Here is a 14,517-nt window from a genome sequence, read left to right on the forward strand (position 1 = left end):
GCACGCCCGGATCGCCACTACCATTGAGCAGCATCTTCCGGAGACGGTGCAGACACAGCCGGAGCTTCTTGCCCACCATTACATGGAAGCGGGGCTGGCTGAACCGGCAATTGACTATTGGCTGAAGGCCGGACAAGCAGAGATCGCCCGCTCGGCCACAGCAGAAGCGATCACGCAACTGACCAAAGGTCTGGAGCTGATCTCTGCTCTCTCCGACGACGCCGCAAGATGGCGGCGGGAACTCGAACTGCAAGTCGCCCTCGGTGTCGCCCTGATGGCTGCGAGGGGCTGGGCCGCACCGGAGGTCGGGCGGGCTAACGCGCGGGCCCGAGACTTATGCGAGCGCCTCGGCGACACGTCGCGGCTTTTCCCTGTTCTCTATGGGGAGTGGGTTTTTCACGTCGTGAGGGCAGAACTCGAGGCTGGTCGAAGTGCAGGCGAAGATTTACTCCGCCGCGCTCAGGAACAGAACGATGCTGCCGCCGAAGCCATCGGCAACCGCATCGTCGGAACCGCTGAATTGCTTCGCGGCGAGTTAGTGGCTGCGCGCGCCCATCTAGAGCGCACGCTCGCTCTCTATGATCGGGCCGCCCATCGGTCGCTTGCCTTCCTGTTCGCACAGGATCCAAGTGTTGCAGGACTGTCCGTTCTATCCTGGGGACTGTTCGCCCTTGGCTATCCCGAGCAGGCCCAGGCGAGGAGCGAAGAGGCATTGAGAGACGCGACGGAATTATCCCACCGCAACACCCTCGGCTATGCACTGCTTTACGCCTGCATCCTATCGCAGCTCCGCCAGAACCACGACGAGGCCCGAGATCGGGCGAATGCGCTGATCGCGCTTGCAGCCGAGCAGGATTCCCCACATTTCCTCGGAGCCGGCATCATCATTCGCGGCTGGACACTGGCCGAGGCTGGGGATTTTGCTGCTGGTATTGCGCGGATCCGGGAAGGACTAACGATGTGGCAGGATACCGGAGCGGGCTTCCTGGTACCCTATTTCCGAAGCCTGCTTGCTGAGGTCCACGGTCGGTCCGGCGCCGTGAACGAGGGCTTGGATCTCATTACCGAAGCGATCGACCGCGTGGAAAAAACCGGCGAGCGGTGGTTCGAGGCCGAGCTCCATCGGATAAGGGGCGAATTGATGCTGTGGCTGCCGAGGCCCGACCCAACCGGCGCGGAAGCACAGTTCGCGCATGCGGTTGCAACCGCGCACCAGCAAGGCGCCAAGCTCTGGGAGTTGCGCGCTGCGACATGCCTTGCACGACTTTGGATAGAACAGCGCCGGCGCGGCGAGGCTCACGATCTGCTTAGTCTGCTCTATGGCCAGTTCGCTGAGGGTTTTGAGACACCAGATCTTCGGGCTGCCAGAGCAGTACTTCAAGAGATCACTGCCAGCTCCGAGAAGAACCCGATCCCAGGTCCCAGCAGTTGAGTCTGCAACGAGCATCGCAGCTCCCTGGTCAAGTCGGCCGCGCGAGAGACCACGTCCTAGTTGATCGTCAAACTCCACACAGCTGCAGGCAGAATTTCGGAACGCGGAGAACGCCTCGGCGTTCGCGACTCGTGAGTAGGGCAGGTTTGCCCGCCCGCGTCGGCGTCCGACGCCAGCGGCGGGCTCTCGCGAGTTGCGTCAGTGGCGAAGCGTACCAAGGCACCTCCGGCCAAAGTGCCGGAAGCAGCCCCCATGCCGGGCTTCATCAGCCCGCAGCTGGCGATCCCGAAGATGAAGCCGCCTTCGGGGGCTCAGTGGATTCACGAGATCAAATACGACGGTTACCGCATCCAGCTCCGCATCGACGGCGACGACCGCAGAGCCTTGACGCGCACCGGCCTGGACTGGACGAACAAGTTTTCCACCATTGCGGGCGCCTTCGACATCGCGGGACAGGCGATCGTGGATGGCGAGGTCGTTGTCATCCATGAGGATCGTCCCAGCTTCGCCGAGCTGCAGGCCGATCTCGCAACGGGCGATCAGGATCGCCTGTTGTACTTCGCCTTCGATCTGCTGTGGCTCGATGGCGAAGACCTTCGGAATTTGTCCCAGCTTGCCCGCAAAGAGCTGCTGAAGGAGCTGATTGAGGGTCACAAGCTGGAGAAGCCGATCGTCTACAGCGAGCACCATGTCGGAGACGGACAGGCGTTGTTCGAGGCTGCCAGCAAGCTCAACTACGAAGGCATCATCTCGAAGCGGGTTGATGCGCCGTACCGGTCGGACCGGGTCGAAGCCTGGCAGAAGATCAAGACTGTCCAGCGCGAGAAATTTCCCGTGGTCGGATTCGTCAAAGACCCCTCCGGCGTCGCGGCGCTATACCTCGGCAAGCAGGAGGGCAAAGAGCTGCGCTACATGGGAAAGGTCGGGACCGGCTGGTCTCGAACGAAGTCCGCGGAGATCCGCAAGGCACTGGAGACCGTCGTCAGCCCCAAAACCAAGCTCACCAAGCCCATCAGGAAGCCGAAGGCCACCTGGGTCGAGCCAAAATTCTACGCTGACGTGGAGTACCGCGACATCACCTCCGAAGGGTTGTTGCGGGCAAGCTCATTCAAGGGGCTGAGCAAAGGAACGCGCCGTTCCTAGCTGCGTTTTAGCTTCCACAGTATGCGTGGAGTACCGGCCGTGAAACCGGATCGCGTGAGGGCAGCCGTCAAACAGGCCCAGGCCATTCTGGCGAGCTATGTCGAGCCGGGGTCGCGCGACGGCAACAAGACAATCAATGATCTGCTGGATGTTCTCGATGACGAAGAGCTGATCGAGGCCATGGAGAGGGAAGATGCGCAAGGCACTGGCAGAACTGAGTGAGGACGAACGTGACGTGTTGCTTTATCTGGCCGACCTCGGCACTGCAGCATGTCTCTCGGGCCTGATCGTCAGCATCCTCAAGCTCATAGGCGATCTGTTCTGACAAAGCCCGACTGCCCGATCTGGCTTGGCATCGGCTTTGTGTGCGAGAGCCATCCCGGTCGCGCTTGGAGTTTTTTCGGAGGCCTCTAATAGTGGTCGCTGGCTAACAAGCGGGAGCCGGCCGGACTTGCACCGTGCTCGTCGACCTCATGGGTTCGAGCAAGTCGGCGTGGGGCCACCACGGGAAAGTCCGCTAGCGAACAACGCCTGCCGCATCGTCGTCCTCGTTCGGCAAGAGCCAATCGATCGCAAGCAGGCTGGCCTCAAGTAGAACGAAGGCAACAATGCCGCCGAGCAGTCCGAAGAACACAATCGAGAAGGTCGCGAGCATAATCGCGCAGAAGACGTCGGCCAGCACCTTGTAAGTGCGTTGTGCCTGGTCCTGCTTGGATGTGAAGTACGGCATCCGGGCTCCTCCAGCATTTGGGTCAGCCTAGTCAAAACGAGCAGCGATCGTCCGTTCCCTATGGAAGGCAGGGCTACCCGCGCACTCGCACGCGTGCATCTGGGCGGCCCCGGCTTTCCGCAATCATAGGGGTCACTCGTCCAGCCCGGCCTTTTGCCGCATCTTGTCGATCAACTCCGACGCCTCGGCCTTGGTCAGTTCTTGCTCGGGCAGGTTCTGATGCGCCTGCTCGGCGAGGGTCTTGAGGTAGGATTCCTGGGCTCCGGTCATCGGGTCGTCTCCGGACACCCAGTCTTTCGGGTCCTTCTCGGTATTGTCTGCCATCACAATTCTCCTTCTCCGTCCAACGTCGGACTGGACTCTTCGTTCCGTTTTTGTTCTCATGGACCATATTCAAAATCGCGGGGCTGAACATGCCGGACCTGGACGTTGTCAGGCGGGAGATCGAACGGATGCGCATCCGGATGGGAAGGCAGAGGAAGGAGATCCTCCAATTGCAGCGGGCGGGTGTCGGGACGCCTCGGCCGAAGCGCTGCTGTCGCGGATGGAGGCAAAGATTGAAAGTCTTTGCGCGCAGCGCGACGCGCTGAAGAGCGCGCAGCCGCGCCAGACCAAGGGCAGGGTGCTCGGCGGGAGGACATGGTGAGCAGGCGTTGGTTCGACGATGAGAGAGAGCTATCGCCCTTCCTGACCGCGCTCGAGGACGTTCGCCGAAGAGCGACGCGGGAAGGGTGGTGCTATGCCCATGTCCAGGCCATCATCGTGGCCATCGACCAGTACGCGGAAGCTGCGACCGGTAATCGCGAGTATTTCCTGAACAAGCCGGTTTCAATTGGTGAGAGCCGGAAGGCCGGGGACGTTCGGTGAGGGCGGTGACCCCGAGGCTGTTGCTCTTGCATCGCATCGGGGCGCATGGCTGGCTTCGACGCTCACGGTCGAAGTACGACGTGCAGTCGATTTGCACGGTTCGAAATGACGGTGCTCTCAATCATGTTGTTCGCCAGGCATGACCACGGTCGCAAGGTAGCAGAGCGGCCATAGCGAACGAATGAGTGCACCGTCACCGAAAACCGGCAGGCCCTCCCGCGACGACTAAGGTTGTTGTCTAAGCATGATCTTTTCGGAAAACCGCTTCGCGCTTTGCGCTAACGCGGCCCTTCGGGTCCGGATCATGCTTTAATTCGTCGGAAGTCCGTGGCGTGCAAAGCAGGACCGAACCTTGCCGGCCGGACCGGCGGGGACCCGATAAGCGTGCCAATCTTCCTGCGTGTATCCGACGGCGCGCAGGCATGCCGTCATTGCACTGTCCCTGCGCTTGGACTCGGCGACGCTGGTGCCGTCGCGTTGTGCCTGACAGACGGGGTCGTGATTGCAGTTGATGCGGGCCTGGGCGGAATTGGCGAAGCTCAAGGCAGCTAATGAGATCAAGCAAAGGGAGATGGATTTCACGGTAATTTCCTTCGAATATGCGTGTGGTTAGTTGGATTTGCAGACGAAAGGCGTGCCGTTCGAGGTGCGTCCGGTGACCGTCTTGCCCTTTTTGGTCACGGGGTAATTGTTGCCGCGGTCATAGGGGGAGAGGTGGATATAGGCGGTCGCTCCACCGTCGTAGTTGCCGGTGATCATGTTCTTCGCGGAGCAGGTCCAATCCGCAGCGTTCGCTTCACCGCCCAGGGCGAACGAAGTCAGCAATAGCATTCCCAAAAGTCGCATTCGAAATTCCCCAATTTAAAAGTGGCGGTACAATAAGCGAGGCGAACAAAACGACAAGTAGTTGGCGGGACCTACTTAACGTTCTGGTTAGCGAATAGCAGAACGGCCGCTCTACTGCGGGACGGCGGTTGAACCCCGCCGAAGACGGGCACGACCAATTATTATGCTTCAAAGCCTGCTCAGCGCGATCGTGGATCTGATCCTGTCTGCCGCATGGAGCGCCATCGTCAGATTCTTCGGTCTGGAAAACCTCGTCGAAATCGTGACGGCGGTCTTCGGGCTTGGCTGTATCGTGATTGGCTTCACGGTGTTCTTGCTGGGCGGCCAGTGAACGTGGGAAGGCTCGCTCGCGTCGTCGCGACAGGCGCTGAAATATGTGCTGGTTGCAGCCATCGCGATCCTCATGGTGCTGGGATCATGGCTCCCGCTCCGGATCTTCAACCGGCTCCGCGGATAACTTCCCGAAGTACCTTCCGGCTCGTGATGAAGCTGGCTTCGCTCGTTCGCCTGTAGCCCATCCTTCGAGACGCCCGCCTATGGCGGGCCCTCAGGATGAGGTCGCGTGTCGCGGTCGAGATATCAGAGCCTCGTGGTGAGGAGCCCGCCGAAGCGGGCGCCTCCGGACGATGCTTTGCATCGCCGGGCGAAGCATGCAGGCCGCGCCGTCTGCAATCAGGCTGCGATCCGTTGCTCGACAGGTACCGTCAGGTATTTGAGCACTTCTGCGTGCTCGAGGTCAGGGACCGCGATGGCCGTGTGGCTGTACATCGCATGGCTCCGCGAGTTTGCGATCTTGTCCAGGATCTCTTTGCCTTTGATGACGTGGAGGCCCATGCCGTCACCAGAGGGGAAGATCGCGAGCACGACGTCATAAGCTGCGATGACGGCTCGCAGCGCTTCGGCCTTGTCCTCGGCGATATCGACAAAAACGCGCACATCAGCCGCGAGTTCACGCAGCTCGTTAAAATCCAGCACTGTGAGGATACTCCAACGCAACGATACTGATGCGAGATTGGAGGCGTTAGGTTACCGAAGTCTCAACAAGGCGTGCCGAGCCACAAGTTTCACGACGAGGTGACTCATAATGCTCGCTAGCGCTTGGCTTCCTCTTTGCGAAGCCGGGCCTCCGCGGCCTCGTCCACGAGGTTCAAGGCGAGGCCGTCGTAGCTCAGCTTGAGCTCACGGCCGACGATCCATATCCATGCCGTGCCGGCCTTGATCGGCTGGGCGTTGAACTGGTCGGAGATCGATTTGACGGCGGCGTCCTGCGGTCCCGGATTGTTCAACTCCGCATGGACACGCCAGATCGGGTGCTTGGCGTCAACGTCGTCACTATCGACCGTGACCTTGGCGCCATTGATCTCGCATTCGAGGGTGTACGAGCCCCGGATCTGGCGGCAGAGGTAGCGACGTTGACTGACGAGCTTGCTGGTTTCGTCGAACGTCATCCCGGGCGAGAAGCCGAAGATGTCGGACTTCTTCACGAGGGCCAGGGATGCAGGCTTCAAGAAGCTCGGCTGGATGGCGACGAGGGCGGCGATCGCAACAACGATCAAGCCGGCGATGACGATGGCGACTTTCATTCGTCCCCCACGAGAAACCTTTCGACCATATAGCAGCCGCGGCGTTCTACCAGGCATCCCAAAAGCGAAAACCCCGCCTGGGGGAAGCGGGGCTTTCTGGTGGGGTGAAGCTTTAGGGACTTCAGTAAGTAAGACGCGCCAGGGGGCAAATGGTTCAAAAAGAATCGGCAAATGCTGCAACATCTTTCACAGGAAGTCTGGAACCTCGGAGAACCCCTGCTTGCGTTTTGGGCCTCGATAGGCTCTAAGCCCGGTCACTTCATGACCTCTGGCATGAATCAGAAGCGCGCCTCCGCGGTCCGGCCGCGTTCACAGCAGAGTTTACGCGCGACGCATCCCTTCAAAGGAATTCAGAACATGGCGAAGATGACGAAGACCCAATTGATCGATGCAATTGCGGAAGGCACGCAGCTGTCGAAGAACGACGTGAAGTCGGTGATCGAATACATGGCGACGGTCGGCTACAAGGAGCTCAACGAGTCCGGCGAGTTCGTCATTCCCGGCTTCGTCAAGATGTCGGTGGTGAACAAGCCCGCGACCGAAGCCCGGATGGGCATCAATCCCTTCACCAAGGAGCCGATGCAGTTTGCGGCCAAGCCGGCGAGCAAGTCGGTCAAGGCCTCGCCGCTGAAGGTGGCCAAGGACGCCGTCTAAGGCGCCGGCGATGCCGGGGCGGCTTCGCGCAGCATCGCAACGGATCAGCGGCTGAAGATGAAGTGGTGCTCGGCGACGGCAATGCCGAACATCGCCACGACGATCAGGAGAAACCACAGGGCCCGCCGGCCGTTGCGCTGCCGCGCAACCGCGGCTGACAAGAAAAACCCCGCGCTTTCGCACGGGGCTCTCTTGGCTGACGGCGTTGGGATTTCAGCGCCTGGCCGCCAACCGTGTTCGTAACGTAAGGTTGAAAATCCAAAAAGCAACAGCGCCGCGATGACGGAGTATGTTCGTCAGGCGGCGCTGCCGTATGACTGGGCCCTGAAATCCCCAGCCTCCGTAGGTGCGCGGAGCGCGGAAAAGGTTCAAGCCGCCGGGCCCTGTGGAATTTCGGGAAGGGGCTGGACTTTCTGTTCTCATTTTGTTCTAGTTAGTCATCTTCTCTTGGAGGTGATTCATGACCGTCGAGAAACAGCGCGAAGTGATCAGGCTCTGGAACGAGCTCAGGAAGCTCGAGGGTCCGGCCGCAGAAGAGCTGCGCATCCAGATCCTGGAATGCTTTTCGGAGAAGGGCAAAGCGAAGCGGGCGGCGTGAGTGGGATCGGCGGGCGTCGACGCTGATGCCTTTGAAGCGAACGTGTGACGGAAAGCGTTCGCGCAGCATGCGCCAAGCCGATGACGGCGAACTCGCCTAACAGTTTTCGGTGCGAGCCGTGCCGCGAGATCGTCATCGTGTTCGCAGTCGTCTCGAAATTCTTGCCGCCGAAAATTTTGCTGCCGAAGAGTCGTGTACCGAGGGTGACGGCACGCGCTTTCATCGATCGTTAGGATTCGCATCCCTCTGATTTTTTCGACTCCGATTCCTTCTTTGCGAACGAAATGGAGTCGGATGCAGAACAAGCCGTGGCTTCTGTGTCGATGCGGGACACGTCGGTCACGGCTGGCTTTCGTAGGCAGTCGTTTGTTGCGAACGCGACTCGCGGCTGCGCCAAGACAAACTGTCGTTGCCGCAGCGATCGACCTCAGGTGATCGGGCGCTCGCCGCGCGCGTTCACACCACTTGTTAAGAGTTGCTCCGCGCCGATTTCTTCGATTCCGATTCGTTCTTCGCGAACGAAAGGGAGTCGAAACTGGAACAAAGGCGGTCGGGCGCGGCGCGCCGAGGGCCCCGCGCAACGCCTAACGAGACCTTCCGCGAAAGCAGATAACCCTATTCGGTTAGGTTAAAAGCCCAATCGCATTGCGCTTGCCGCTAGTTGGGATAGGTGTCTGGCAACGACAATCAAGAAGCGATTTTGCAAGAAACGATTTGCAAGAAACGACCTTGCCAAGAAGCATTTTTATCATGACGCCATTTTCAGAGCCGTCCTTTCATCAAGGCGATCGCCACACCTACCGGCGCGTCGCCATCGTCGGCACGCTCTTCTGTCTCGCTTTCGTGGTGATCAGCTTTTCGCTGCGGCCGCAGGCCGAGGACACGCGTGTCGCGGTCAAGGCCGATAGGCTGGTGCGCACGGCAGGGCAGGCGCCACACGCGAACTAGCGCTTCTCGCCGTACATCCGGTCGTTGGCGGACGTATCCCGGAACGTGCCGCCGCGCGTTGCGAGCGCCACGAAACCGGCATAGCCGGACAGGTTGAGCAGGACTTCGAGCCACGCGGGCATGTCGGGCCTCTTCTGCCTGAAGACGACCTCAACGTGTGCGCGAAAATCTTGTTCCGCGCTCACAAAAAGAAACGTCGTTCGGAGCCGCGACAAAGGATCGAGGTGCCGGCCGAAAAGGCCGCCAACGCTGGCAACCGCTATGGTCTGCTGCCATCTCCCCCGCAAAACAAAAAAAACCCCGCCAGCACCGCGGAGGATGCTGACGAGGTCTTCGTGCTGTCGCCTCTACCCGGATGGCGGAGGCTTCCGCACTTGCAATATCAATCCGCGCGGCGAGCGTTCGTTCCCGCCGGTTCACTGTTTTTATGACTGCCTTCGGTTCCGCGCTACGCGCAACCATCGCAGGCCCTCGCCGTTATCCGCGAGACGCGCGAAGGAGGATAATCATGAAGAAGACACTGGCAGTTCTGGCCACCGTCGCAGCCGTCGGCGTAACCGCGGTTGCGGCGCCTGCGCCAGCCGAGGCGCGCGGCCGCGGCATCGGTCCGGGCCTCGCATTCGGCCTTGCCGCCGGCGCGATCACGGCGGGCGCGGTCGCAGCATCGCATCCCTACGGCTATTACGGGCCAGGCTACGGCTATTATGACGGCCCGGGCTACTATTACGGACCGGGTCCCTATGCCTATTACGGCGGCGGACCGTACTACCGGCACCACCACTGGCGCCACTGGTAGCGACTTAGAAGCGAAAAGCCCGGAGCGAGGCTCCGGGCTTTTTTCGTTCGTGTGCGCGTGACGTTACGCCCTACGGCCAGAGCGAGGGGCGTTCGACCTTGCGCGCATTCTCGAGCGTCGACACGAAATATTCCTCGCGCTCGCGCTTGAACTTCTCCTGGGTGGCGCGGAAGGCGGCAACACGGGTGGCGATCTCCTCGCGTTCGCGAGCCTTGCGTTCTTCATCTTCGGTCATATCCATCCCCTCTGTTCGCACCTGTTTCCACTGACCTCGAGCACTGCCGCCGCATCGCCCTGCGAGTCGGATTCGATACATCCATTGGGGCTCCCGAATGGGGCGTCAATGGGGAGGAGGCATTGCAGGATTGTGATATGCGATGGGCGGCAGGAATTGCCGAGTCTGTTTTCTCCTCGCTCTTTTCGTCACGGTGGATAAGAGCGTCAATAATCTTGCCGCTTGTGTCAATGCAGAGAGCGCAAAACACATCGGGAGCAGCGCGTGATAGCATCGGATCTCCGCAGCGGCGTTGAACGGCTCGGCGACATGATCGCCGAGGCGAAGCGAATCGTGCCGTTCACCGGCGCCGGCATCTCGACCGAGTGCGGCATCCCCGACTTCCGCTCGCCGGGCGGAATCTGGACACGCAACCGTCCGATCCCGTTCGATGAGTTCGTGGCGAGCCAGGAGGCGCGTGACGAATCCTGGCGCCGGCGCTTTGCGATGGAGGAGGTGCTCGCGGCGGCAAAGCCGGGCCGCGGCCACCGCGCTCTGGCTTCGCTCTACCGCGCCGGCAAGGTTCCCGCCGTCATCACCCAGAACATCGACAATCTGCACCAGGCCTCGGGGCTGGCCGCCGAGCACGTGATTGAACTTCACGGAAATACCACTTATGCGCGATGTATCGGGTGCGGGCAGGCCTATCAGCTCGGCTGGGTGAAGCGCCGTTTCGACGCGGAGGGCACCGCGCCCAATTGCACCATGTGCGACGAGCCGGTGAAGACCGCCACGATCTCGTTCGGCCAGATGATGCCCGAAGATGAAATGCAGCGCGCAGCTGCGCTGTCGCAGACCTGCGACCTCTTCATCGCGATCGGTTCCTCGCTGGTGGTGTGGCCGGCGGCGGGCTTTCCGATGATGGCGAAGAACGCCGGCGCACGTCTGGTGATCATCAATCGCGAGCCCACCGAGCAGGACGACATCGCCGACCTCGTGATCCATCACGACATCGGCGAAACGCTCGGGCCCTTTGCCGGCAATTGAGGCATCAATTTGATTCGCGGCTGTGCAAGCTGTTCATAGGTTCCGGCGAATCTCTTTTTTGTCTATGCCTCGCAACCGGGAGTGTTATCTTTTGAGTCGAAAGATTCGCGTCGCGTCGAATTGAGAACATTCTCTTAAGACGCGTGATTCGAGCACCGCCAAAGTGGCGGGTTGCATGGCAGTGTGGGGTCCGGGGTTATGGGGTCGTCGGACGGATTTGAGTCCAAGAAGGTCGGAGTTCCCGTGGGCGAGCACGGCAGCGGTCGCGACAGCGCGCTCAGCCCCTTCACCGGACTGGGTGAGGGCAGCGCCAACCTCGTCGAGGTTCACGGCGTCATCAAATGGTTCGACGCCTCAAAGGGCTACGGCTTCATCGTGCCCGACAATGGCTGGCCCGACGTGCTCCTGCACGTCACCGTGCTCAGGCGTGACGGCTTCCAGACCGCTTACGAGGGCGCCCGCATCGTCGTCGAGTGCATCCAGCGCGCCAAAGGCTATCAGGCATTCCGCGTGGTCTCGATGGACGAATCCACCGCGATCCATCCGGCGCAGATGCTGCCGCCGCGCACCCACGTCACGGTCACCCCGACCAGCGGCCTGGAGCGGGCCCAGGTCAAATGGTTCAACCGGCTGCGCGGCTTCGGCTTCCTGACCTGCGGCGAAGGCACGCCCGACATCTTCGTGCACATGGAGACACTGCGCCGCTTCGGCATGACCGAGCTGCGCCCCGGCCAATATGTGCTGGTCCGGTTCGGGCCCGGCTCCAAGGGCATGATGGCGGCGGAGATCCATCCCGAGACTGGGTCGCCGGGCTTGCAGTCCCACTAAGGCACCCCATTCCCGCAATCGTGAGCAGAGGCGCGCCGGCCAGCCGGCGCGCCTCTGGCTTTTCCGACAACCGTTGCGTAAGGACTGTTCCAGTCCCACGCCGCGAGTCCCCCATGAATTCTGATCGAAAGGCCGTCTGGTCCGTTGCGAAGGGCTGGCTTGCCGCCATCCTCGTCGTTGCCGGCATGGCGGCCGCAATCGGATCTGTTCGCGCCGCGAGCTTCCAGCCGCTCGAGATCGTCACCAGAAACGGCGTGCAGGTGTTCTCGGTCGAGATGGCGACGACCGAGCAGGAGAAGCAGACCGGCCTGATGTATCGCAAGGAACTGGCCGACGGCAAAGGCATGCTGTTCGACTTCAATCCCGAGCAGGAAGTGTCGATGTGGATGAAGAACACCTACGTCTCGCTCGACATGATATTCATCCGCGCCGACGGCCGTATCCTGCGCATCGCCGAAAACACCGAGCCAATGTCGACCAAGATCATCTCGTCCCAGGGACCGGCCCGGGCGGTGCTGGAGGTGGTGGCGGGAACGGCGCAGAAATACGGCATCCGCCCCGGCGACCGGGTCGCCCACCCGCTGTTCGGCAGCAAATAGGCGCCCCCGAACGGCACCATTGGCGCCTTGCTGGCGCGCCGGGAAGCGTGTATCGACGGGGCTCGCCGGACATTCGGGGTATAGCGCAGCCTGGTAGCGCGGCAGTTTTGGGTACTGCAGGTCGTTGGTTCGAATCCAGCTGCCCCGACCAACTAACCCGCTGAAACTGCGGCGACATTTGTTCTCCTTTTCCATGCTGATTGCGCCCGCGCTAACCCCGGGGAAGCACCGGGGAAGCACGAGCGCAGATTTTAGGCCTTTTGGGCGGCTTTGATAGAGGCCGGCGCCAGCGATTCAGTGCAGCGTGTTCTCCATTGCCGCCTTCGCTTCCATCATCCTCAACGCCATTGGCAACGTCACAGCGGCATCGATTTCGACCCGATTGCCCGACAGGGCGCGGAATTGGCCGGCGGCTTTGCCTTTGAGAGGCGCCAGCATTGCGGCAGCGATTGCCGAGCTGACCTGACACCGGACGAGGGCGTTATTGCCTTCAATAGCCAGGATTAGGTCGGTACCGCGGCGAGCGAGCAGGGCGCCGAGATCAGTCGAATGGGTCGAGGTGCGGAGGGCGGTGGAGTTGCGCATAGTGTTTTGCCTTTCGAGCAAGATGCGAGTCCAGGGGCGAAATGACCGACACTAGGCGGCCCCGCGCACCTTTGGGCGTGCGCCTTGGACATACGCGCGCGGCCCCTGGACAAGATTTGTGATTGCCGCTCACCGGATTGGCTCTCGGCTAGTGTCTCGGGCTTTCGACCCGGGACCAGAATGCGGCATGTCGAAAAATCGACAACGAATATTTTGTCTGGAAAAGTCTAATGCGTAAAACCAGACAGCTGAGCGCTTGATCGGTTTGCGCATTCTATCGATTTCAGCGCTTTTGTCGGGTTTTCTGATCGCGCATGACCATACAACAAATGCGCGCGCGGCGCATGCATGCGCGCACTAAGACTCAAGTCACCGCAATAAGTTAGCGGCAACGACACTGGTGGCGAAGCTGATCAAGAGCGCATTTTAGGCATCTCGGCGGCGCGTTGGCTCTCGAGACTGACCATGCCCCTTGCCTGTCGATTAGAAAGTGGCGCGGGACTGCGGCCGATACCTGGCCATGCCGGCATCCACCCCTAGGGGGGAGGCGCGCGCGATCAGTCCAGAGGCCGCAATGCCGCTCTGCTAAATTTCAGATTCGCCAAAAGTCAGGGGCGACGCTCACCGAGCGTCATAGGAGGGGTCATCGAAGATGTCGCTCATCTCGATCGGCTCAACGATCTGTTTCTTGAATACTTCGAGCGCGCAAACCTTCAGAACCTTCTTGATGAGCTTGTACTTCTCCGCATAAAATTTGAGTCCACGAACGGGCCTCGTATTCTTCGGATCGCGTTGTCGCACCACGTCTTCGGTTGCCGCGGCGATATCCTGCTTCAGACTCTTGAGGCCGCTGGCGAAAGATTCATCTCGGCACGTTTTGGCGTAGTCGTCGGGATCAAGTTCGGTGATCGCACGCGGTGGAGCTCGGGGCTCATCGGCCGCAACTGGTGCTGACGTTGTTTCTGAAGGAGAGGCCTTCGCTTCCGTTCTGGTCGGCGCGGGTTCGCTTGTGTGAGTGACAGGCTCTTTCAAACGAGTAGGGTCGATCTTAGCATGCTCCAACTTGAGTGCTGCGTTATCGAGCGCCTTCTTGAATTCGGGTGAGATCTCCGCGACTGCTTCCAAAGCGCCCTTTGACCCGGCAACTGCGCCGGAGCTCGGTTGTTTTGCCGGCGGAGGAATTTGCGCCGGTGCGGCCGCAACGGTCTTCGGCGGTGCGTCGTCGCATTTCATCGGCTTGAGCTCGACACCGTTGATCTTGCCGCTGACGCCGCTGCAATCTTTCATCGGCTTGACCGGCTTTAGATTTTGGTTGCCGACCACTGCCCCTTCATTCGGGCCTGTCTGAGAAGACTTCGCTGTCGCCGCGGGCGCTCTACCGATGCGCACGGCCCGTGCGATGCCGCCGTTGGCCGTAATCGAGCCGTCGGGCTGGAGCGTGTACACCCACGAGCCCAGGCTGGTCGTGTAGGTCATATAGTTTCCCGAACAGGTCCAGGTGCCCTCAGCTTGACACGCCGCGTGCTCGCTACAGATGGCCCTTCCGTCAGCGGTAAGCGTCCCTTTATTTCCTCCGGAATGCCGCCATTCACCTACGAATTTGGAGGCGCAGCTTGCTGGCGGAGCGGCAAACGCCGGTGTCACAAA

General features: G+C 60.8%; 22 protein-coding genes, 1 tRNA gene and 1 pseudogene. 14 read left to right on the top strand and 10 right to left on the bottom strand.

The genetic code is table 11. The features are described from left to right. The 4 genes and pseudogenes from CWO91_RS43050 to CWO91_RS45025 form a co-directional block, all read left to right on the top strand. Positions 1-1,432 (top strand): annotated as a pseudogene (locus CWO91_RS43050) (AAA family ATPase); the annotation flags it as partial. A 201-nt stretch (positions 1,433-1,633) separates the two neighbouring features. Beyond that, positions 1,634-2,575, top strand: coding sequence for a non-homologous end-joining DNA ligase (gene ligD / locus CWO91_RS19395; protein ID WP_245471303.1), 942 nt, complete (start codon positions 1,634-1,636; stop codon positions 2,573-2,575). Positions 2,576-2,614: 39 nt separating this feature from the next. Next, the gene (locus CWO91_RS19400; RefSeq protein ID WP_091887829.1) at positions 2,615-2,797 is read left to right on the top strand and encodes a hypothetical protein; all 183 of its coding nucleotides are present in this window, start codon (positions 2,615-2,617) and stop codon (positions 2,795-2,797) included. Beyond that, positions 2,769-2,900 carry a hypothetical protein gene (locus tag CWO91_RS45025; protein WP_256477664.1) on the top strand — a complete coding sequence of 44 codons (132 nt, stop codon included), beginning with the start codon at positions 2,769-2,771 and terminating at the stop codon, positions 2,898-2,900. The genes CWO91_RS19400 and CWO91_RS45025 overlap by 29 nt, the downstream gene beginning before the upstream one ends. A 192-nt stretch (positions 2,901-3,092) precedes the next feature. On the opposite strand, the gene CWO91_RS19405 is transcribed toward CWO91_RS45025, so the two are convergent. Continuing rightward, positions 3,093-3,305, bottom strand: a complete 213-nt coding sequence (locus tag CWO91_RS19405) for a hypothetical protein (protein WP_130215365.1) — start codon at positions 3,303-3,305, stop codon at positions 3,093-3,095. Between the two features lie 132 nt (positions 3,306-3,437). Then, complete coding sequence (locus tag CWO91_RS19410; RefSeq protein ID WP_130215367.1) at positions 3,438-3,629, bottom strand: DUF3072 domain-containing protein; 192 nt, start codon at positions 3,627-3,629, stop codon at positions 3,438-3,440. A 315-nt stretch (positions 3,630-3,944) separates the two neighbouring features. Here CWO91_RS19410 and CWO91_RS19420 point away from each other — a divergent pair, with 315 nt between their 5' ends. Next, positions 3,945-4,172: a hypothetical protein gene (locus CWO91_RS19420; protein ID WP_091887823.1), complete on the top strand. Its 228-nt coding sequence runs from the start codon at positions 3,945-3,947 to the stop codon at positions 4,170-4,172. Positions 4,173-4,481: 309 nt separating this feature from the next. Here CWO91_RS19420 and CWO91_RS19425 read toward each other — a convergent pair whose 3' ends face one another. Both CWO91_RS19425 and CWO91_RS19430 read right to left on the bottom strand, forming a co-directional pair. After that, the gene (locus CWO91_RS19425; RefSeq protein ID WP_130215369.1) at positions 4,482-4,754 is read right to left on the bottom strand and encodes a hypothetical protein; all 273 of its coding nucleotides are present in this window, start codon (positions 4,752-4,754) and stop codon (positions 4,482-4,484) included. 27 nt (positions 4,755-4,781) lie between these two features. Further along, entirely contained in the window at positions 4,782-5,018 is a 237-nt protein-coding gene (locus CWO91_RS19430) for a hypothetical protein (protein ID WP_130215371.1), read from the bottom strand. Between the two features lie 163 nt (positions 5,019-5,181). Here CWO91_RS19430 and CWO91_RS43055 point away from each other — a divergent pair, with 163 nt between their 5' ends. Beyond that, positions 5,182-5,349 carry a hypothetical protein gene (locus CWO91_RS43055; RefSeq protein ID WP_165405554.1) on the top strand — a complete coding sequence of 56 codons (168 nt, stop codon included), beginning with the start codon at positions 5,182-5,184 and terminating at the stop codon, positions 5,347-5,349. A 341-nt stretch (positions 5,350-5,690) separates the two neighbouring features. Here the strand turns inward: CWO91_RS43055 and CWO91_RS19435 are convergent, their stop codons facing one another. Together CWO91_RS19435 and CWO91_RS19440 are read right to left on the bottom strand one after the other, a co-directional pair. Beyond that, a complete protein-coding gene (locus tag CWO91_RS19435) occupies positions 5,691-5,993 on the bottom strand; it encodes a hypothetical protein (protein ID WP_130215373.1) in 303 nt (100 codons plus the stop codon). A gap of 116 nt (positions 5,994-6,109) precedes the next feature. Next, entirely contained in the window at positions 6,110-6,601 is a 492-nt protein-coding gene (locus CWO91_RS19440) for a hypothetical protein (RefSeq protein ID WP_130215375.1), read from the bottom strand. 357 nt (positions 6,602-6,958) lie between these two features. On the opposite strand from CWO91_RS19440, the gene CWO91_RS19445 reads away from it, so the two are divergent. From CWO91_RS19445 to CWO91_RS19450, 3 genes are all read left to right on the top strand, one after another. Beyond that, positions 6,959-7,255: an HU family DNA-binding protein gene (locus CWO91_RS19445; protein ID WP_008558895.1), complete on the top strand. Its 297-nt coding sequence runs from the start codon at positions 6,959-6,961 to the stop codon at positions 7,253-7,255. A gap of 460 nt (positions 7,256-7,715) precedes the next feature. Beyond that, complete coding sequence (locus CWO91_RS43060) at positions 7,716-7,853, top strand: hypothetical protein (RefSeq protein ID WP_008558897.1); 138 nt, start codon at positions 7,716-7,718, stop codon at positions 7,851-7,853. A 750-nt stretch (positions 7,854-8,603) separates the two neighbouring features. Further along, entirely contained in the window at positions 8,604-8,801 is a 198-nt protein-coding gene (locus CWO91_RS19450) for a hypothetical protein (RefSeq protein ID WP_130215377.1), read from the top strand. Here the strand turns inward: CWO91_RS19450 and CWO91_RS45030 are convergent. Beyond that, positions 8,798-8,923 (bottom strand): hypothetical protein, encoded by a 126-nt coding sequence (locus tag CWO91_RS45030; protein WP_283810979.1) that lies wholly within the window; start codon positions 8,921-8,923, stop codon positions 8,798-8,800. The two genes, CWO91_RS19450 and CWO91_RS45030, sit on opposite strands and share 4 nt — an antisense overlap. 386 nt (positions 8,924-9,309) lie before the next feature. On the opposite strand from CWO91_RS45030, the gene CWO91_RS19455 reads away from it, so the two are divergent. Further along, complete coding sequence (locus tag CWO91_RS19455) at positions 9,310-9,597, top strand: hypothetical protein (RefSeq protein WP_091887817.1); 288 nt, start codon at positions 9,310-9,312, stop codon at positions 9,595-9,597. A gap of 70 nt (positions 9,598-9,667) precedes the next feature. Here CWO91_RS19455 and CWO91_RS43065 read toward each other — a convergent pair whose 3' ends face one another. Then, positions 9,668-9,832 carry a hypothetical protein gene (locus CWO91_RS43065; protein ID WP_164935006.1) on the bottom strand — a complete coding sequence of 55 codons (165 nt, stop codon included), beginning with the start codon at positions 9,830-9,832 and terminating at the stop codon, positions 9,668-9,670. A gap of 264 nt (positions 9,833-10,096) precedes the next feature. Here CWO91_RS43065 and CWO91_RS19460 point away from each other — a divergent pair, with 264 nt between their 5' ends. The 4 genes from CWO91_RS19460 to CWO91_RS19475 all read left to right on the top strand — a co-directional run bounded on the left by CWO91_RS19460 (position 10,097) and on the right by CWO91_RS19475 (position 12,436). Then, on the top strand, positions 10,097-10,858 hold the full coding sequence (locus CWO91_RS19460) for an SIR2 family NAD-dependent protein deacylase (RefSeq protein WP_165405555.1): 762 nt from the start codon (positions 10,097-10,099) through the stop codon (positions 10,856-10,858). A 198-nt stretch (positions 10,859-11,056) separates the two neighbouring features. Then, positions 11,057-11,686: a cold-shock protein gene (locus CWO91_RS19465; RefSeq protein ID WP_165405556.1), complete on the top strand. Its 630-nt coding sequence runs from the start codon at positions 11,057-11,059 to the stop codon at positions 11,684-11,686. A gap of 113 nt (positions 11,687-11,799) precedes the next feature. Continuing rightward, positions 11,800-12,285 carry a DUF192 domain-containing protein gene (locus tag CWO91_RS19470; RefSeq protein WP_130215381.1) on the top strand — a complete coding sequence of 162 codons (486 nt, stop codon included), beginning with the start codon at positions 11,800-11,802 and terminating at the stop codon, positions 12,283-12,285. 74 nt (positions 12,286-12,359) lie between these two features. Further along, a tRNA-Pro gene (locus CWO91_RS19475) sits at positions 12,360-12,436 on the top strand. A 143-nt stretch (positions 12,437-12,579) separates the two neighbouring features. Here CWO91_RS19475 and CWO91_RS19480 read toward each other — a convergent pair. Next, entirely contained in the window at positions 12,580-12,870 is a 291-nt protein-coding gene (locus CWO91_RS19480; protein ID WP_130215383.1) for a hypothetical protein, read from the bottom strand. Between the two features lie 621 nt (positions 12,871-13,491). Further along, entirely contained in the window at positions 13,492-14,346 is an 855-nt protein-coding gene (locus CWO91_RS19485) for a hypothetical protein (RefSeq protein ID WP_130215385.1), read from the bottom strand. Positions 14,347-14,517: the final 171 nt, after the last annotated feature.

This window comes from Bradyrhizobium genosp. SA-3, assembly GCF_004212635.1.
GTDB lineage: Bacteria > Pseudomonadota > Alphaproteobacteria > Rhizobiales > Xanthobacteraceae > Bradyrhizobium.